At 71.4% G+C, this 17,055-nt stretch carries 17 protein-coding genes and 1 tRNA gene; 9 read left to right on the forward strand and 9 right to left on the reverse strand.

The genetic code is table 11. From position 1 onward, the window contains the following. Positions 1 to 22: 22 nt before the first annotated feature. The gene (locus ACXDC7_RS09435; RefSeq protein ID WP_459221962.1) at positions 23 to 580 is read right to left on the reverse strand and encodes a hypothetical protein; all 558 of its coding nucleotides are present in this window, start codon (positions 578 to 580) and stop codon (positions 23 to 25) included. Between the two features lie 65 nt (positions 581 to 645). Next, positions 646 to 2,910 carry a peptidase M6 gene (locus tag ACXDC7_RS09440; protein ID WP_459221963.1) on the reverse strand — a complete coding sequence of 755 codons (2,265 nt, stop codon included), beginning with the start codon at positions 2,908 to 2,910 and terminating at the stop codon, positions 646 to 648. 235 nt (positions 2,911 to 3,145) lie between these two features. Between ACXDC7_RS09440 and ACXDC7_RS09445 the strand changes: the two genes are divergently transcribed. Both ACXDC7_RS09445 and ACXDC7_RS09450 read left to right on the forward strand, forming a co-directional pair. Next, entirely contained in the window at positions 3,146 to 3,910 is a 765-nt protein-coding gene (locus tag ACXDC7_RS09445) for a putative ABC transporter permease (RefSeq protein ID WP_459221964.1), read from the forward strand. A 91-nt stretch (positions 3,911 to 4,001) separates the two neighbouring features. Further along, complete coding sequence (locus ACXDC7_RS09450; RefSeq protein WP_459222817.1) at positions 4,002 to 5,153, forward strand: AAA family ATPase; 1,152 nt, start codon at positions 4,002 to 4,004, stop codon at positions 5,151 to 5,153. Positions 5,154 to 5,244: 91 nt separating this feature from the next. On the opposite strand, the gene ACXDC7_RS09455 is transcribed toward ACXDC7_RS09450, so the two are convergent. Both ACXDC7_RS09455 and ACXDC7_RS09460 read right to left on the reverse strand, forming a co-directional pair. Next, a tRNA-Met gene (locus tag ACXDC7_RS09455) sits at positions 5,245 to 5,321 on the reverse strand. Positions 5,322 to 5,429: 108 nt separating this feature from the next. Further along, positions 5,430 to 6,575 (reverse strand): FUSC family protein, encoded by a 1,146-nt coding sequence (locus ACXDC7_RS09460; protein ID WP_459221965.1) that lies wholly within the window; start codon positions 6,573 to 6,575, stop codon positions 5,430 to 5,432. Between the two features lie 77 nt (positions 6,576 to 6,652). Here ACXDC7_RS09460 and ACXDC7_RS09465 point away from each other — a divergent pair, with 77 nt between their 5' ends. Together ACXDC7_RS09465 and serA are read left to right on the forward strand one after the other, a co-directional pair. Beyond that, the gene (locus ACXDC7_RS09465) at positions 6,653 to 7,600 is read left to right on the forward strand and encodes a hypothetical protein (protein WP_459221966.1); all 948 of its coding nucleotides are present in this window, start codon (positions 6,653 to 6,655) and stop codon (positions 7,598 to 7,600) included. A gap of 60 nt (positions 7,601 to 7,660) precedes the next feature. Further along, positions 7,661 to 8,863 carry a phosphoglycerate dehydrogenase gene (gene serA, locus ACXDC7_RS09470; protein ID WP_459221967.1) on the forward strand — a complete coding sequence of 401 codons (1,203 nt, stop codon included), beginning with the start codon at positions 7,661 to 7,663 and terminating at the stop codon, positions 8,861 to 8,863. Here the strand turns inward: serA and ACXDC7_RS09475 are convergent, their stop codons facing one another. The 4 genes from ACXDC7_RS09475 to ACXDC7_RS09490 form a co-directional block, all read right to left on the reverse strand. Next, positions 8,864 to 9,631, reverse strand: a complete 768-nt coding sequence (locus ACXDC7_RS09475; RefSeq protein ID WP_459222818.1) for an inositol monophosphatase family protein — start codon at positions 9,629 to 9,631, stop codon at positions 8,864 to 8,866. 110 nt (positions 9,632 to 9,741) lie between these two features. Continuing rightward, positions 9,742 to 10,728, reverse strand: a complete 987-nt coding sequence (gene rsgA, locus ACXDC7_RS09480) for a ribosome small subunit-dependent GTPase A (RefSeq protein WP_459222819.1) — start codon at positions 10,726 to 10,728, stop codon at positions 9,742 to 9,744. Continuing rightward, complete coding sequence (aroA, locus tag ACXDC7_RS09485) at positions 10,725 to 11,975, reverse strand: 3-phosphoshikimate 1-carboxyvinyltransferase (protein WP_179443780.1); 1,251 nt, start codon at positions 11,973 to 11,975, stop codon at positions 10,725 to 10,727. The genes rsgA and aroA overlap by 4 nt, the downstream gene beginning before the upstream one ends. 85 nt (positions 11,976 to 12,060) lie before the next feature. Then, the gene (locus ACXDC7_RS09490; protein WP_459221968.1) at positions 12,061 to 12,666 is read right to left on the reverse strand and encodes a DoxX family membrane protein; all 606 of its coding nucleotides are present in this window, start codon (positions 12,664 to 12,666) and stop codon (positions 12,061 to 12,063) included. A gap of 85 nt (positions 12,667 to 12,751) precedes the next feature. Between ACXDC7_RS09490 and ACXDC7_RS09495 the strand changes: the two genes are divergently transcribed. The 4 genes from ACXDC7_RS09495 (at position 12,752) to rsrA (ending at position 15,124) form a co-directional block, all read left to right on the forward strand. Beyond that, positions 12,752 to 13,504 (forward strand): SOS response-associated peptidase, encoded by a 753-nt coding sequence (locus tag ACXDC7_RS09495; RefSeq protein WP_459221969.1) that lies wholly within the window; start codon positions 12,752 to 12,754, stop codon positions 13,502 to 13,504. Then, entirely contained in the window at positions 13,479 to 14,165 is a 687-nt protein-coding gene (locus ACXDC7_RS09500) for an alpha/beta hydrolase family protein (RefSeq protein ID WP_459221970.1), read from the forward strand. Before ACXDC7_RS09495 ends, ACXDC7_RS09500 begins: the two co-directional genes overlap by 26 nt. 75 nt (positions 14,166 to 14,240) lie before the next feature. Beyond that, positions 14,241 to 14,864, forward strand: a complete 624-nt coding sequence (locus ACXDC7_RS09505) for a sigma-70 family RNA polymerase sigma factor (RefSeq protein WP_459221971.1) — start codon at positions 14,241 to 14,243, stop codon at positions 14,862 to 14,864. After that, the gene (gene rsrA, locus ACXDC7_RS09510; RefSeq protein ID WP_459221972.1) at positions 14,861 to 15,124 is read left to right on the forward strand and encodes a mycothiol system anti-sigma-R factor; all 264 of its coding nucleotides are present in this window, start codon (positions 14,861 to 14,863) and stop codon (positions 15,122 to 15,124) included. Before ACXDC7_RS09505 ends, rsrA begins: the two co-directional genes overlap by 4 nt. Before the next feature lie 131 nt (positions 15,125 to 15,255). Here the strand turns inward: rsrA and ACXDC7_RS09515 are convergent, their stop codons facing one another. Further along, on the reverse strand, positions 15,256 to 15,330 hold the full coding sequence (locus tag ACXDC7_RS09515) for a 50S ribosomal protein bL37 (RefSeq protein ID WP_369797015.1): 75 nt from the start codon (positions 15,328 to 15,330) through the stop codon (positions 15,256 to 15,258). A 119-nt stretch (positions 15,331 to 15,449) separates the two neighbouring features. On the opposite strand from ACXDC7_RS09515, the gene ACXDC7_RS09520 reads away from it, so the two are divergent. Continuing rightward, complete coding sequence (locus ACXDC7_RS09520) at positions 15,450 to 17,024, forward strand: histidine kinase N-terminal domain-containing protein (RefSeq protein ID WP_179443774.1); 1,575 nt, start codon at positions 15,450 to 15,452, stop codon at positions 17,022 to 17,024. Positions 17,025 to 17,055: the final 31 nt, after the last annotated feature.

Raw genomic sequence — 17,055 nt, forward strand, 5'->3', positions numbered from 1 at the left:
GCCGCACAAGCTAACGCACCGCTCAGAACAGGGTCGGCTGCAGGCGTTCGGGCAGTGGCGGCAGTTGCCGGCGGGTACGCCACTGCGCGCTCGCGTCCCAGCCGAGCGCGTCGAGCACGCCCGGCTGCTCAGGCGTGGCGTCGTCGGCGCCGGCCAGGGCTCGGGCGGCGAGCGTGGCGGTCGCCGGCACGTCGTCGGCCTCGTGGCCGGGCGGGGTGACCACCTGCACGCCCAGCTCGGTCAGCACCTCGGCGGCGCGGGCGAGTTGGGCGACCAGCGTGGGCAGCTTGTCGACGCGCTGGGCCTTGTAGTCGGGCCAGCGTTCCCGGCGGGTGCTGGCGTCGGGATCGTCGAAGCCGACGACGATCCGCGCCGGCCCGATCCGGTCGGCGGCGGCGACGAGCTGGGTGAGCAGGCCGCGGATCGCCCAGATCGGCTGGCCGAGCGAGTCCCGGGCGCCGGACGCGGCGAGCGCGTGGAAGCTGCGGTGCAGCAGCGAATTGCCGTCCACCACCATCAGCGGCCGCCCGCCCGCGGCGGCGGGCACGGGGTTCGGGCCCGGTGCGGTGGCGGAGGTCACCCCACCATCATGACGCCTCGGGCCGACGGTCGCCCGTCGCCCGGGCGGGTGTTGGCCAGCGACAGCTAGTTGCCGGATTTCGAGGTACGGGCCGCCGGATCCGCTCCGGGATCGCCGCCGCCGGCCTGGGTGCGTCCGCCGATGCTCAGCGTGTAGCCGGCGTAGGAGTCGGCGGTCTCGCTCGGGTCATGGGCCATCACGATGGCACCGAGGGACTTCGCGCCGCGCATCTCCCGGCGTACCTTTGCCGCCGAGACCTCGGCGCGTCCGTCCGCACCGACCGGCACCTCGAGGTGGCCGACGCGCTTCGTGCCGTCCCAGCCGACGAGCTGCAGCGACCAGCCCTGGACGGGATCGGGACGGACCTGGGTCGCCGACCGCGCGGTGCCGAGGTCGATCTCGGTGCCGCCCACGGCGGCGTCGCGAACCCACCATCCCGTCGGCTCCGCACCGTTGCCGTTGGTCGCGGCGTCGGTCAGGTAACGGAACGAGATCAGCACGTCCTTGCCGGCATAGGCGGCCAGGTCGTAGGTACGCGTGGCCCAGTCGGCGGTGCCGGTCAGGCCGGGCAGCAGGCCGACGATGGTGCCGTCGGCGCCGGAGGCGTGCTCGCTCGTGGTGGCGTCGCCGGGCACGGTGGTCCAGGTCTCACCTCCGTCGGTGGAGACCTGCACGATGCCGAAGTCCCAACCGGTCTCGATCTCGGTACGCGACTCGAACGTCAGCGCCCCGCCGCCGGCGGGCACGCTCGCCTCGACGACGGCGCTGCGGTCGACATCGTCGCCCTCGCCGCTCCACAGCTCGCCGGAGGAGACCTGCCACTCCAGCGGCTTGACCGGATACGTCTTGGCCCCGGCGAACGTGACGCCGTAGTCGAACGGGCGGTCGGTGGCGGCGAGAACGAAGTCGGCGCCGTTGGTCGGCGCGCCCGGCGAGCTGGCCGAGCCCGCCCAGTCCCAGCGGATCGCCGAGGAGAGCCGGGCCGAGGTGAAGCGCGCCTTCTCGGCGTCGGTCAGGCCCTTGGCCCCGGAGTCGAGCAGCCGGTCGAGGGCCATCTGCGCGACGAAGTCCTCCAGCACGTCGCCGGAGCTCGTCTTGTCGGCATTCGCGGTCAGCCAGTTCTGCAGGGAGGTCAGGCCGGTCGCGCTGCCGTCGCGGTGCAGGGCGGTGATCAGGTCCTCGCCGTAGCGGTCGGCGAGGTAGGTGACCAGGGCGTACGCCGCCCCGTAGTCGGCGAGGATCTCGTTCGGCTGGTCCTCCCAGCGGGTGATCGAGTTCTCGGCACCGCAGTAGGGGAAGCTCTTCGTTGCGTAGAAGCCCTGGTAGCAGGTGATGTGCGAGTCGGCGCCGACGCGGCCGTAGGGGATGGTGGTGTCGGAGTAGCCGACGAGCGTCTGGGCGTAGTCGGACAGGCCCTCGTTCAGCCAGGTCGTCTCGCCCGGATCGGTGTAGTAGTGCAGCAGGTGCTGGTACTCGTGGGCGAAGGTCGACTCGTAGTTGCGCGGACGCGCCGGCTGTTCGGACGAGCACAGGCCCCCGGCGCCGCCGTCGGGCGGATTGGCGCCCGTGCGGTGCAGCCAGTCGTAGGAGTCGATCGTCATCACGTTGCGGTCGAAGGCCTCGTTGAACAGCGGGGAGAAGAAGCCCGCGATGAAGGTCGAGCCCTCGGGCGTCGTCGGGTCGTAGAAGTTTGCGTCGCGGACATTCGAGACCAGCACGACCGTGGAGTCGCCGTCGCCGACGTAGAACTCCGGGTCGCCGCCACCGAGCAGTTCCCACAGCGGGCCGCCGAAGCCGACATCGGTCTGGGCGCTGCCGTCGCGGGCGGGTGCGGTGGAGAAGGCCTCGGACTCGGTGGGCAGGATGTTGGTGTCGAACTCGGCGACCATCGCGTTCACCTGGTCGTCGGTGATCACATTGCGTACGCCGTCGTTGCGGCAGTCACCGTCGGGGAAGTTGATGTCGGACTGCACCCAGATCTCGATGTTGTTGCCCACCGCGCGCAGGGTGAACTCCTCGGGGGCGTAGACGCCCTCGGCGTCGTCGAGCACCAGCCACGGCTTGGTGCCGCCGATCGGCGTGCCGGTTGCCGCCGGGGGAGCGCTGCTGCGCTGGCGTCGCAACTGCGGCGCCTCGTCGCCGAACTCGCGCTTCTCGGCGTCGCTGAGCCGGGCGCGGGGCGACTTGACCAGGTCGGCGCGGGGGGCGCGGGTGTCGTCGGCGGGCGCAGCGCCGGCGTCGGCGGGGGGTGAGGGTGGCGGCTCCGCGGAGGCGGTCAGCGGAGCGACCAGCCCCGTGGTGACCAGCGCGGCGGCCGCACCGGCCGCCATCAGACCACGGTGCCATCCACCTCGGCGCATCTCGGACCCTCCTGGCATGGACAGCCGGGCCCTGGGGGCGCCCGGTCCAGTCGGCAGCAAACCATGATCGGTGACGGCGCGGAAGGTGAACGGCGAGATTTGTGGGAAACCTTGAGGTGTTCTTCAGGTGCGCGAGCGCCGGGGGCGGCGGGCATGGACATCGGGGTCGGGTGGCTGCGAGGCTCGACGTGGGGGTGGACTGGGGGTGGATATCGTGTTCTCGGAGTTCTGGTACACGGCGCTGTGGGGCTTCCTGATCTTCAGTGTCCTCGGCGTTGTCGTGGAGATGGTCTACGCCTTTGCGCGCGAGGGTGTGATCGAGTCGCGGCTCGGGGTGCTCTACCTGCCGCTCAGCCCGATCTACGGACTGGGCGGGGTGGCCATCACCGTCTTCTTGTTGCCCTATCTGCACGACCCGATCCTGTTGTTCTTCGTCGGCATCGTGGTCGGCACCGTGTTGGAGTATGTCGCCTCGTTCGTGATGGAGAAGCTGTTCCACACGATCTTCTGGGACTACAGCAACGAGCCGCTGAACCTGCACGGCCGGGTCTGCGCCCAGTACTCGCTGTACTGGGGCTTGCTGTCCCTGCTGCTGATCTATGTGATCGATCCGCCGATCGGGCGGCTGATCGACGCGATCCCGCAACCGCTCGGCGACCGGCTGCTGCTGGCCGCCTGCATCGTCGCCGCGGCCGGCATCGCGCTGACGCTGGCCGCCTTCGCCCGGCTGCGGGCCAAGGTGGACGCGCTGGAGGCCGGCCGGCCCGTGCCGAGCGGGGCGCTGGGGCGCGCGATCGACACGCTCGCGCCCGATGTGGTGATGGCCTGGACGTTCCCCCGGATGAACCTGGTCCAGGAATATCTGCGGGCCCGGGGCATCGAGCCCAGCCGGGTACGCCTGGACCTGCGCGTGCCCAGCGCCGAGCGCGAGGCCATGCTGGAGCGCGCCCGCACCGCGGGGCAGGGATGAGCGGGGTAAAGCGATGGGACGAATTGCCAAGGCGGCGGCGGTCGGAGCGGGTGCTGGGCTGGTCCTCGTAACGATCTTCGCCGTGGGCGAGATGCTGGGCAGCCCGGACGCGCCCGCGCTGCCGGTTGTGATCGTGCTCGCCCTGGCCATGGGTGGACTGCTGGTCGGGGCACCTGCCGGTGCCGTCATCGGTGGGCTGATCGGGCTGTTTCTCAGAGGCCGCGCGAAAGATGGTGCCCCTGCCTCCGTTACCGAGCCCACGACAGGGGGCCGTGTTGTGGCCGACCGCCCTCATCGTCAGCCTCAGGCGCACGATCAAGTGGACGATCCCGCTCCGCTTGCTCCCATATCGGCGCCTCCCGCACGCCCGGCGAGCCCTGCGGTGGATCCGCGTGATCCGGAACGGTTGAACCGCGTGCTCGCAGAACTTGACGGCTTGCCGGGGCTGGAGGCCGTGGCTGAGCAGGTGCGGCGGATGGCTCGTCGGGTCGCGCTTGATCAGGAGCGGAAGGTGCGGGGGATGGCGGTGGCCGAGAGCGGTTATCACGCGATCTTCTCGGGCCCGCCCGGAACCGGGAAGACCACGGTTGCGCGCATCTGGGGTAATGCCTTGGTCGCCATGGGAGCGCTTCCGTCCGGTCACGTGGTGGAGGCAGATCGAGGACGGCTTGTGGGCCAACACGTCGGGGAGACCGCGATCAAGACAACCGAAGCATTCGACGAAGCGCGCGGTGGGGTCTTGTTCATTGATGAGGCGTACTCCCTCGTGCCGCGTGGATTCGAATCGAGCAACGACTTCGGGCGGGAAGCGGTGGAGACCGTGCTCGCACGAATGGAGAACGACCGCGCCACAACAGCGGTGATCGCGGCTGGCTACGCGGAGGAGATGGATCGATTCCTGGACTCCAACCCGGGTCTACGCTCACGGTTCGCAAACACGGTGACATTCGAGCACTTCGACGGGCCGACCCTCGTTCGCGTGGCTGAGTCCATGGCGGAGAAGGGCGACTATGGATGGGATCCGGAGGCGCTTCGGCTGCTCGGGCAGGCGTTCACGCGGTTGGCTGCTGCTCCACCGAAGGGCTGGGCGAACGCGCGCAGTGTCCGCAGCGTCCTGGACCTGGCAGTCACGGCCCAGGCTGACCGGCTCAGTGAGATCGGCTTCGGGGACGATGATCTTGCCCGATTGACCGAAGAAGACGCTCGAACCGCACTCCAACGCCTCTATCCCCAAGCCATCTGACACGCGACGAGAGCGCCCACCGCCCGTCCGGATCGCCGCGGCAAAGCGAAGGGCCGCTGACCGGCGTTCTGCCTGGTCAGCGGCCCCTCCGTGGTAGCGGGGACAGGATTTGAACCTGTGACCTCTGGGTTATGAGCCCAGCGAGCTACCGAACTGCTCCACCCCGCGTCGCGAAGATTGACTATAGCCGCTGGTCACCGGCGAGCCAAATCGCGCGCGTGGATACCGACGTTTGCGTCACATCTGACGCAAACGTCGGTATCCACGCGCGGCGGCTCACTCGCGCAGCTCCGGGATCGCCTCGCGGGCATCGGGGTAGCTCATCCCGGTCAGCTCCAGCAGGTCGGCGAGCATGGAGCGAAGCTGTGCCAACACGACGACCGCGGACAGGCCACTCGCCATCTTCAGCCGGGAACTCGCCCGCGCCAGCTCCAGGATCCGGGCGCGCGCCGCCGTCGGGATCCGTCCCTCGAACAGTTCCCCCGCGCAGAAGTCGGCGACATCGGCGACCTGCTGCATCAGTGCGAGGTACGCCATCGGCACGCTCGGCTCGTCGCGCCACAGCGCCACCGCGCTGCGTCGGGCCAACACCCGCAGGTTGCGGGTCAGCCGGTCCAGCGGGTCATAGAGATCGGCGAGTGCCTCCATCCGCTCGCGTTGTCCGCGCCGGAAGGGCGAGTGCCGGATCACCGCCAGCCCCTCGGTCACCGCCTGCGACATCGTGTCCAGCAGCCGCTCGCTGTTCCGGGCCTGGCGCAGCGCGACATCGGCGGCCTCGGCGTCGCGGGCGTCCAGCGCGTCCCGGCAGGCGCGCAGGCAGCTCGCCACCTCGCCGAGGATCCGCGCGGCGGTCACCCGCGGTTTGATCACCGGCCCGGCCGGCGCCAGGGTCGCGATCAGCATCGCCAACGCGCATCCCAACAGGGCGTCCAACCAGCGCCCGAGCCCCTGGCCGGGCTGGGGCAACAGCGTGAGCACGATGATCGACTGCACCCCCGCCTGGATGATCATCAGATTTCGCGCGCCGAGCAGCGTCGCTGCCGACATGGCGATCAGCGCGGCCACCATGATCTGCCAGACGCCGGTCCCGGCGACCGTCACGAAGATGTCCCCGGTGAGCACGCCGATCGCGACCCCGATGCCCACCTCGAGCGCCCGGCTGTAACGCTGCCCGAAGCTGAGTCCGAGCGTGATCACCGCCGCCACCGGCGCGAACACCGGCATCGGGTGCCCGAGCACCACGATCGCCAGCCACCAGGCGAGGCCCGCGGTGAGCGCGCACTGCGCGATCATCCAGAACCGGGCATGCAGGCGCTCCCAGCCCTCGCCGAGGGAGCGGCGGCTGCGGCGTACCGATCTTTCGCTGAGGTCGAAGGCGCGCACCATCGCCGCGCGCAGCCTCGCCGGCCGGTCCGCATCCATGGCCCCATCCTCCCGCACATCGCCCAGCGCTCCCCGCCGGTGCTAGCGTGCCGCCCGCCACCTGTAGGGGAGAACCGATGACCCAATCGCACGACCCGAACGAACCGCGCGGTCCGCAGTTCACGCCGCCCGGCTTCCAGGGTCCGCCCCCGCAGCCCCCGGCTCCGCAACCCGGCCAGCGACCGCCCGCCCCGGGCCCGCAGCCGTACGGGCAGCAACCGCCCCAGGGCCAGCCCCCGTACGGCCAGCCCCCGTACGGCCAGCCCCCGTACGGTCAGCAGCCCTACGGGCAGCAGCCGCCGCACGGGCAGCAGCCGCCCAACCGCGGCCCGCAGCCCTACGGCCCGCAGCCCTACGGGGGGCCTTCGCCGTACGCCGGACAGCAGCCACACCTCGCCGGGCCGGGGCAGCCGTATCCGCCCCAGCAGCCCCAGGGTCCGTGGCCACCCCAGCAGCCGCCGCGCCGCGGCAGCAAGGCGCCGTGGATCGTCGCGGGCGCGATCGTGGCGGTGCTGTTGGTCACGGGCGTCGCCTGGCTCGGCACGTCGGGTTTCGGCCGCCCACGCGCTGCGCCGACCGTCGAGGCGCCTGCTCCGCCCCAGGTGCCCGCCCCGACCGCGCAGGAACCCACCGACCCCACCGAACCCGATCCGACGCGGCCGCCCGGCAGCGGCGCGATCGATCTCCCGAAGAGTTTCGACGGGCTCGAGCTGATGGGCGATCCGGTCGTCAGCGGCGACCTCGTCGTGGCCAGCTATGTGAACTCGGACTACTCGCGCAGCCTCACCGTCTCCGCGATGGCCGATGACGGGACCTTCGACGCCAAGAGCTATGCCGAGACCATGGCCGGGTCCGACGCCGGCGAAGCGACACAGGTCGACGGTGCCTGGTGCGCCACCGACGACCCGCTGACCGCCTGCGCCACCGTCGCCGACGGCTACCTGATCGCGGTCATGCCGTTCAGCGGCAGCGAGGACGTCGCGACCACCGCGCGATCGCTGCGGCTGTTCGTCGAGGCCATCTGAATCGACCGCCAGCCGGTCGGCGACCGCCAGGGTCACGCGCCCGGCCTAGAGTTGTCCGACGTGAAGGCCCTGCTGCTCGAGAACATCCATCCCTGCGCCGTCGAGATCCTCACCGACGCCGGATTCGAGGTGGAGACCCGCTCCGGTGCGCTGGGCACCGACGAGCTGGTCACCGCGCTGGACGGCGTCGACCTGCTCGGCATCCGCTCCAAGACCCAGGTCACCGCCGAGGTGCTGTCGGCCCGGCCCGGCCTGGCGGCCGTCGGCGCCTTCTGCATCGGTACCAACCAGATCGACCTGGACGCCGCCGCGGGTGAGGGCACGGTGGTGTTCAACGCCCCGTTCTCCAACACCCGCAGCGTTGTCGAGCTGGCGGTCGCCGAGATCATCTCGCTGGCTCGCCGGCTCGGCGACAAGAACGCCGCCATGCACGCCGGCCGCTGGGACAAGTCGGCCAAGGGCGCACACGAGGTGCGCGGGCGTACCCTCGGCATCGTCGGCTACGGCAACATCGGCAGCCAGCTCTCCGTGGTCGCCGAATCGCTCGGCATGCGGGTGTCGTTCTACGACATCGCCGACAAGCTGCCGCTCGGCAATGCCCGCCAGGTCGAGACCCTCGACGAACTGCTCGAGACCTGCGAGACCATCTCGCTGCACGTGGACGGGCGCCCGGGCAATGCCGGGCTGTTCGGCGCCGACCAGTTCGCGCGGATGCGGCCGCGATCGATCTTTCTCAATCTGTGCCGCGGGCTGGTCGTCGACCACGAGGCGCTGCGCGACAAGCTGCTGTCCGGCCACATCGCCGGCGCCGCCGTCGATGTCTTCCCCGAGGAGCCCGCCGCGGCCGGGGAAGGCTTCAGCTCCGTGCTGCAGGGTCTGGACAATGTCATCCTCACCCCGCACATCGGCGGCTCCACCCAGGAGGCCCAGGAGGACATCGGCCGCTACGTGGCCGGCAAGCTGCGCGACTACGCCCGCAGCGGCGCCACCACGATGTCGGTCAACCTGCCGACGGTCGCGGTCGGCCCGCCGGCCGGCTCGCGGCTGCTGCATCTGCACGCCAACGTGCCCGGGGTGCTGGCCCGGGTCAACTCGCTGCTCGCCGAGCACGGCGCCAACATCGACTCCCAGTCCTTGGCGACCCGCGGCGAGCTGGGCTACGTGGTCACGGACACGGCTGCGCCGATCCCGGCCGAGCTGGCCGACCGGTTGCGCGCCCTGCCCGAGACCGTCGAGCTGCGCGTGATCGACGCCGAGGGCTGATCACTCCCGCGGCGCGAGTTGGGCGACCACCGCGTCGTGCAGCCGGCCGTTCGTGGCCAGGGCGCCGGGGCCGACCGGCCCGTCGGCGCCGGCGACATTGCCGAACCGGCCGCCGGCCTCGGTGACGATGATCGAGCAGGCGGCCATGTCGTGCAGCGCCAGCTCGGGTTCGCAGGCGATGTCGACCGCGCCCTCCGCGACGAGCATGTAGGACCAGAAGTCGCCGTAGGCGCGGGTACGCCAGCAGCGCCGCATCAGGTCGACGAACGGCTGGCCGTGCGGGGTGGCGACCCAGCCCGCGACATCGGAGTAGGACAGCGAGGCGTCCTCGACCCGCGTGACCTCGCTGACCCGGCACTCGGTGGGGGAGCGGAACGACTTCCCCGTGTACGCCCCGCCGCCGCGGCTGGCCCACCAGCGCCGGCCCAGCGCCGGCGCGGAGACGCAGCCGAGCACCACCTCGTCGCCGTCGAAGAGTGCGATCAGGGTGGCCCACACCGGTACGCCGCGCACGTAGTTGCGGGTGCCGTCGATCGGGTCGATCACCCAGCGCCTGGGCCCGTGTCCGGTGTCGGCCAGCTCCTCGCCGTGCACCGCGTCGCGGGGGCGGGCCTTGCGCAGCACGGCCCGGACCGCCTCCTCGACGGCGATGTCGGCGTCGGTGACCTCGGTCAGGTCGGGCTTGGCGTCCACCCGAAGATCGCTGGCCCGGAACCGGTCCAGCGAGATCGCGTCGGCATTGTCGGCGAGCATGTGGGCGACCCGCATGTCCTCGATCAGGCCGCGGGAGTCCGCGTTGGTCGCCTCCCCGGTCCGCGTCTCACCCCTGCGCTCACCCGCCATGGCGGCAGCCTAGCCGCGCGGTGCCCGGAGCGCGGTCACGGCTCGCGCTCGGCGCTGATCATCCGGCGGAACGAGGCGACCCGCTCCGCGCTCACCCGGCCGGCCGCGACGGCTGGGTCCAGCGCGCAGTCCGGGGCGCCGGTGCGATGATCACAGCCGCGAGGACAGTCGCGCGCGATCTCGGCAAGATCGCCGAACGCCGCGATGATCGTCGCCGGATCGACATGGCTCAGCCCGAACGACCGCACACCCGGGGTGTCGATCACCCAGCCGCCACCGGGCAGCGGCAACGCGATGGCCGAGGTGGAGGTGTGCCGGCCGCGGCCCGTCACCTCGTTCACCCCGCCCGTCGCCCGATCGGCGTCGGGGATCAGCCGGTTGACCAGCGTCGACTTGCCCACGCCCGAATGTCCGACCAGCACCGAAACCCTGTCCTGCAAGGCGTCTTGGAGCGGGGCCAGCTCGGCATCGGGATCGAGCACCACGATCGGTACGTCGAGCGGGGCATAGGCCGCGACAAGATCATCCGGCGACGCCAGATCCGCCTTGGTCAGGCAGAGCAGCGGCGCGACGCCCGCGTCGTAGCCGGCGACCAGGATCCGGTCGATCATGCCGGTCCGCGGCGGCGGGTCGGCGAGCGCGGTGACGATCACCAGTTGATCGGCATTCGCGACGATCGGCCGCTCGTAGGGATCGTCGTCGTCGGCGGTACGCCGCAGCACCGAGCGCCGCGCTTCCACGTCGACGATGCGCGCGAGCGTACCCTCCGCACCGGAGGTGTCGCCGACCACGCGCACCCGGTCGCCGACGATCGCGGCCTTGCGGCCGAGCTGGCGAGCCTTCACCGCGATCACCGGACGGTCGCCGACGAGCACCTGATAGCGCCCGCGGGTGATCGAGGTGATCATGCCGATCTCGGCATCGGAGTAGTCGGGCCGATTCTTGGTCCGTGGGCGGGTGCGGCGCCGGGGCCGGTCGAAGCCCTCATGATCATCGGTGCCGATCCGCCGGCCCGCGCTCAGGTGTACCTCTGCGAGTCGTCGATCATGGCCTGCCAGCGCCTCGGGAAGTCCGGCATCGTCTTGGCCGTGCAGTCGATGTCGTCGACGACGACGTCGGGGACGACCAGCCCGAGCAGCGCGGCGGCGTGTGCCATCCGATGATCGGCATAGCTGGCGAACGTGCCGCCGTGCAGCAGTCGCGGTTCGATCACCAGGCCGTCGTCGGTCTGCCGCACGTGCGAGCCGAGGCCGTTCAGCTCGTTCTCCAGGGCGGCCAGCCGGTCGGTCTCGTGGCCGCGGATGTGGCCGACCCCGGTGATCGTGGAGGTGCCGTCGGCGAGCGCCGCGATGGCGGCCACCACCGGGGTGAGCTCGCTGGCATCGCGCAGGTCCAACTCGACGGCCTGCAGCGAGTGCCCACCGGTCACGGTCAGGCCGCGACCGTCGAGTTCGACGACGGCGCCGAAGGCCGTCAGGATGTCGCGGATCCGATCGCCGGGCTGTCGCGTCCGGGTCGGCCAGTCCGGGATCGTGATGTGGCCCCCGGCGACCGCCGCCGCCGCCGCGAACACCGCGGCATTGGACAGGTCCGGCTCGATCACCAGGTTGCGGGCGGCGATCGGGCCCGGCCAGACGACCCACCGGTTCTCCTCGCCCGTGTCCACGCGTACCCCGCGCTCGCGCAGCATCGCCACCGTCATCTCGACGTGGGGGCGCGAGGGCACCGGCGACTCGCCGATGTGCCGGACGTCGACGCCCCGCCGGTAGCGCGCACCCGCGAGCAGTAGGCCCGAGATGTACTGGCTCGATCCCGACGCGTCCAGCGCCACCGGGCCGCCGGGCAGGTCGGGCCGCCCGGTGATGTCGAAGGGCAGCCCGACGGGCTGCCCGGCGATCCGGGCGCCGAGGTCATCGAGGGCGGTGAGCAGCGGGCCGAGCGGGCGCTCCCGGGCCTCGGCGTCGCCGTCGAAGCGGAACTCGCCGGAGGCGAACGCCGCGATCGGCGGCACGAACCGCATCACCGTGCCGGCCAGACCGCAATCGATCAGGCCGTCGCCGGACGGCTCGGCCGGCGGCTCGATCTGCCAGCGCTCGGGATCGGAATCGTCGATGACCGTGCCGAGCCGGCGCAGCGCATCGCGCATCAGGGCGGTGTCGCGGGCGTCCAGGCCACCGCGCAGCGAGGACGGGCCGTCGGCGAGCGCGCCCAGGACCAGCGCTCGGTTGGTCTCCGACTTCGACCCGGGTACCGGTACCGAGGTGTGCATCCGGCTGCCCGCGGCCGGGGCCGACCAGGTTCCGGCCCTGCGCCGAGGGGTGGGGGTGCCGTCGAGTGTCACGCTGGCTGCCGGATCACAGGTTGAGGTCGCTCTTGGCCTTCTTGGCCGAGCGCCGCGCCTTCTTCGCCGCCCGCCGCGCCTTCTTGTCGAGGCCGTCGAGCTTCTTCTCGGCCGTCTTCTCGACCCGGTTCAGGTGCTTGTCCGCCGACTTGGCCAGATCGCGCCGGACGTGGTCGGCGCGCCAGCCGAGGCTGGGCCGGCCCTGGGTGTCGCCGCTCGCCAACAGGGTCGCGCCGAGCAGGCTCAGGCTGACCACGAAGTCGCGCCCGCGCTGCTCCTCGTCGTCGTCATCGGTGCTCCGGCCGCCGAGCGGGCTGGCCGCGATCACCTGCGGCACCAGCGTAGCGGCGAGGATGATCGCGCCCATCCGGCGACCGATCCCGGTGGCCAGCGAGATGCCGCCGATCACCTGGGCGATGCCGGTGAGGCGGGCAAGCGTGCGCGGTTGCGAGGGGATCAGCGAGGCGACCTGCGGCGGGGCCGCGGACTTGACCAGCGGGACGACGCGTTCGGCGACGGGCCGGAGCTCCCCGGCACTCGCGCCGGGATCGCGTACCGCCTTGACCCCGTCGGCGACGAAATAGCTGGCGAGCATGGTGCGGGCCAGGAAGCGCAGCATTGTCGATCCTCTCAGTGGTGTGCCCGACAGCGTAGTCCGTGGTCGGCCGGTCGATGTGTCGGCATGGCCGACTAGTCTCGTCCGCATGTGCGGGAGGTACGCCCACTGGACGGGCGAGACCCGGCTGGTCAGCGAATTCGGCATCGACAAGGTGATGGACGAGCTGCCCGGGCCGGACTACAACGTCGCGCCGACCGACGAGGTGCCGGCCGTGCTCGTGCGCACCGACCGGGAGACCGGCGAGCCGCAGCGCCGGCTCGCCCCGCTGCGCTGGGGACTCGTCCCGTCGTGGGCCAAGGACCCGAAGATCGGCGCGCGGATGATCAACGCCCGGGTCGAGACCGTCGCCGAGAAGCCCGCCTTCCGCAAGGCGTTCGCGACGCGGCGCTGCCTGCTGCCGGCCGACGGCTACTACGAGTGGTACGCCACGGAGCCCGCGAGCCCCGGCGGCAAACCCGGCAAGCAGCCGTTCTTCGTCCGCAATGCCGATCACTCGCTGCTGGCGATGGCGGGGCTGTATGAGTTCTGGCGCGACCCCTCCCGCGCCGACGATGACCCGCAGGCATGGCTGCGTACCTGCACCGTGATCACCACGACCGCCACCGATGCGGTGGGCCAGATCCATGATCGGATGCCGCTGCTCGTCGCTCCCGAGAATCGGGGGCGGTGGCTCGACCCCGCGATCTCGGAGCCGGCGGAGCTGCTCGACCTGATCGGCGTCGGCACGGAGCTCGAGGCGTATGCGGTGTCCAGGGCCGTCGGCAATGTCGCCAACAACGGACCCGAGCTGGTCGAGCCGCTGCCCGACGCCGATGACGCCCCCGAACGGCTCTTCTGATCATGGCCCGCAGTTGTCGATCATGAAAGGCATCCTCGTCGAGACGCCGCTCGGGCCGGGCCGGCTGCACCTGTCGGGCGATCCGGCGGGCACCTGGTTCCTGCTCGGGCACGGCGCCGGCGGCGGTATCGACGCGCTCGACCTCGCCCTGCTGGCCGACCGCCTGCCGGGCGACGGCGTCGGGGTGGCCCGCTACGAACAACCCTGGCGGCTCGCCGGGCGCAAGGTCGCGCCGGCACCGGCCCGGCTCGACGAGGGCTGGCTCCCGGCGGTGGCCGCGCTGCGCGCGGCGGTCGCGCCGGCGAGGCTGATCACCGGTGGCCGCAGTGCGGGCGCCCGGGTCGCCTGCCGGACGGCGCCTGCCACCGGCGCCGACGCGGTGTTGTGCTGTGCGTTCCCGTTGCATCCGCCCGGGCGTCCCGACCGCACTCGGCTGCCCGAGCTGCTCGGCGCCGGCGTACCCGTCGCGGTCGTCCAGGGCACCCGCGACACCTTCGGCACGGCCGACGAGCTCGCCGCCGCGACCGGCGAGGACGGGGGAGTGGCGGTGTTCTGCGCCCCGGACGCCGATCACGGGATGAAGACGCCGGCGCGCGCCGACCCGGTCCCGGCGCGGAATGCGGTGCTGGCCGCGGCGCGCTCGCTGATCGCCGGGGAATAGCTCCCCGGCGGGTCGTGTTGGACCGGTGTGACGACAGCACTCCTGGACCGACCACAACGGGTAGGATCGTGGGCGATGACAACGCCGACGGAGCCGACCGAGAGCAACAACGTCGATCTCGCCACCGAGACCGAGGCCGAGCGCAGCGCCCGGTTCGAGCGCGATGCGATGGTCTACCTGGACCAGCTCTACGGCGCGGCGCTGCGGATGACCCGCAACCCGGCCGACGCCGAGGACATCGTCCAGGACGCCTACGCCCGGGCGTTCGCGTCGTTCCACCAGTTCAAGCCGGGCACCAATCTGCGGGCCTGGCTGTACCGCATCCTGACCAACACCTACATCAACTCCTACCGCAAGGCGCAGCGTCAGCCGCAGATCTCCGGCGGCGAGGATGTCCAGGACTGGCAACTGCACCGGGCCGCGACCCACGACTCGACCGGCCTGCGGTCGGCGGAGACCGAGGCGCTGGACCGCCTCCCCGACGGTGATGTCCAGGAGGCGCTGGCCCAACTTCGGCCGGAGTTCCGGATGGCGGTCTATCTGGCCGACGTCGAGGGATTTTCCTACAAGGAGATCGCGGAGATCATGGAGACCCCGATCGGGACCGTGATGTCGCGGCTGAACCGCGGCCGGACCCAGTTGCGTGGATTGTTGACCGATCACGCGCGCGAGCGTGGCCTGATCGGGGCGCAGGCATGACGCGCGAGGGGCTGGGCGACGTGGACTGCGCGGAGGCGTTGCGGCGGATGCAGGAATTCCTGGACACCGAGCTCGACGGCGCCAGCGTCGACGCGATCCGGGCGCACCTGGAGGCCTGCGAGCCCTGCCTGGAGAACTTCGACGCCGAGGATGCGCTGAAGAGGCTCGTCCACCGCTGCTGCGGGGCGAGCGGGATCAGCGCGCCGGAGTCGCTGCGGGTGCGGATCGTCAGCAGGACGGTACGCTTCCGCGCCAACTGAGGCCCGTGCACCGGGCCCCCGAGAAATCGAGGCCCCCGAGAAATCGAGGCCCCCGAGAAATCGAGCCCCCCGAGAAAGCGGCTACCGACGCCTGCTCGGCAGGCGTCGGTAGCCGTTCGTCGTTGTCGCCGTCAGGCGTTGGGGCGCTTGCCGTGGTTCGCGCCCTTCTTCCTGCGGGCGCGGCGCTTGCGGCCGGTCTTGCCCATTGCAGCCTCCTTGATCGTGCAGCGAGCCAGTATGCCATGCGGCCACAGCCCACGCACACCGCGCGCCCGGGCCCGGAACGGCCCGGGCGTGGCCCGGAGCGGCCGCTAGGGTGACCGCCGTGGCAACGTTGTCCGATCAGCTCGACCGGCTCGGCGTCGACCCGGCCACCGCGGCGTGGCTCGAGCGGCTGGTCGGCGACTGGCACCTGATCGCCGACCTGTCCTTCTCCGACCTGGTCCTCTGGCTGCCCGATGCCGACGACCCGAACATCTTCCGCGCCGTCGCCCAGGTCCGCCCGGCGACCGGACCGACCGCGCTGGAGGACGATGTCGTCGGCGACGAGATCGCCTACGAGCCGGACAGCGGCGTGGTGGAGGCCTACCTGTCGGCCGAACCGGTGGAGACCAGCGACAACAAGCTGCAGGCGGGCATTCCCGTCGATCAGCTCGCGCTCCCGGTACGCCGGCCCTGCGAGGTCGCAGAACACCTCGAGGCGGGTGACTTCGAGGAGGGCCATTTCGAGGGAGACGCCGATGACGAGGTCCGCGCCGACGCGGCCATCGTCGCGGTGATCGAGCGGCACACCAACCAGATGAATGTCCGGGCGCCGAGCACCCTGGAGGACAACTACCTCGAGATCGCCGAGATCCTCACCTGGATGCTGCAGGCCGGCGATTTCCCGATCCCCGGCGAGCCGCTCGACCCCACCCAGAGCCTGCGCGTGGGCGACGGCCTGATCCGGCTCGACGCCGGCGGTCGGGTCACCTATGCGACCCCGAACGCGACCACGGCCTTCCGCCGCCTCGGCCTGACCAAGGATCTGATGGACGAGCGGCTGGCCGATGTCACGGCGCGACTGGTCACCGAGCAGCCACAGCAGCCGGTGGCGGCGTTCCTGGCCGGCGGCACGGCACGCGAGATGGACCTGGTGTCCGGGGCCGTGGTGTTGCGTCTGCGGGTCCTGCCACTGCGCGGGCCCGACGGCCCGTTGCCTCCGATCGTGTTGTGCAAGGACATCAGCGAACTGCGGCGGCGCGAACGACAACTCGTCACCAAGGACGCCACCATCCGCGAGATCCACCACCGGGTGAAGAACAACCTGCAGACCGTCGCGGCGCTGCTGCGGATGCAGGGGCGCAGGATCGACTCGCCGGAGGCCAGGGCCGCCCTGGCCGAGGCGATGAGCCGGGTGGCCGCGATTGCCGTGGTGCACGAGACCCTGTCGCAAAGCTATGACGAGGTGGTCGATTTCGACGAGGTCGCCGACCGGGTCCTGCGGATGGTCGCCGATGTCAGCCGGGCCTCTCGCTCGGATGTCCGGGTGCTGCGCGAGGGCAGCTTCGGGCGCGTTCCGGCCACCGTCGCGACCCCGCTCTCCCTGGTCGTCACCGAGCTGTGCCAGAACGCGATCGAGCACGGTTTCGGAGACCTGCCCGGCACGGTTCTGGTCCGGCCGCGAACCGACGCGGGCGAGCTGACGGTCGAGGTGTGCGACGACGGGCAGGGCCTGCCGTCCGATTTCGATCCGAGCGCCGGGCAGAGCCTCGGTCTGTCGATCGTCGACACCCTGGTCCGCGACCTCGGGGGGAGCTTCGTGCTGGAGCAGAACCCGGCTGGCCAGGGGTCGCGGGCGGTGGTCCGGGTGCCCGTGGTGCCGCCGGACGAGCATCGCGCGGGCAATGAAATGGGCTGACGCGATATCGCGTCAGCCCGTCCCCCCGGGA

The sequence above is a fragment of the Naumannella huperziae genome (genome assembly GCF_054073625.1).

Excerpts from the sequence above, each read along its gene's own strand:
- ACXDC7_RS09440 (WP_459221963.1), bottom strand. The coding sequence starts at position 2,910 with ATGGCGGCCGGTGCGGCCGCCGCGCTGGTCACCACGGGGCTGGTCGCT.
- ACXDC7_RS09495 (WP_459221969.1), top strand. The coding sequence starts at position 12,752 with ATGTGCGGGAGGTACGCCCACTGGACGGGCGAGACCCGGCTGGTCAGC.
- ACXDC7_RS09490 (WP_459221968.1), bottom strand. The coding sequence starts at position 12,666 with ATGCTGCGCTTCCTGGCCCGCACCATGCTCGCCAGCTATTTCGTCGCC.
- ACXDC7_RS09500 (WP_459221970.1), top strand. The coding sequence starts at position 13,479 with ATGACGCCCCCGAACGGCTCTTCTGATCATGGCCCGCAGTTGTCGATC.
- ACXDC7_RS09465 (WP_459221966.1), top strand. The coding sequence starts at position 6,653 with ATGACCCAATCGCACGACCCGAACGAACCGCGCGGTCCGCAGTTCACG.
- ACXDC7_RS09460 (WP_459221965.1), bottom strand. The coding sequence starts at position 6,575 with ATGGATGCGGACCGGCCGGCGAGGCTGCGCGCGGCGATGGTGCGCGCC.
- rsrA (WP_459221972.1), top strand. The coding sequence starts at position 14,861 with ATGACGCGCGAGGGGCTGGGCGACGTGGACTGCGCGGAGGCGTTGCGG.
- ACXDC7_RS09505 (WP_459221971.1), top strand. The coding sequence starts at position 14,241 with ATGACAACGCCGACGGAGCCGACCGAGAGCAACAACGTCGATCTCGCC.
- aroA (WP_179443780.1), bottom strand. The coding sequence starts at position 11,975 with ATGCACACCTCGGTACCGGTACCCGGGTCGAAGTCGGAGACCAACCGA.
- ACXDC7_RS09475 (WP_459222818.1), bottom strand. The coding sequence starts at position 9,631 with ATGCGGGTCGCCCACATGCTCGCCGACAATGCCGACGCGATCTCGCTG.
- ACXDC7_RS09450 (WP_459222817.1), top strand. The coding sequence starts at position 4,002 with ATGCTGGGCAGCCCGGACGCGCCCGCGCTGCCGGTTGTGATCGTGCTC.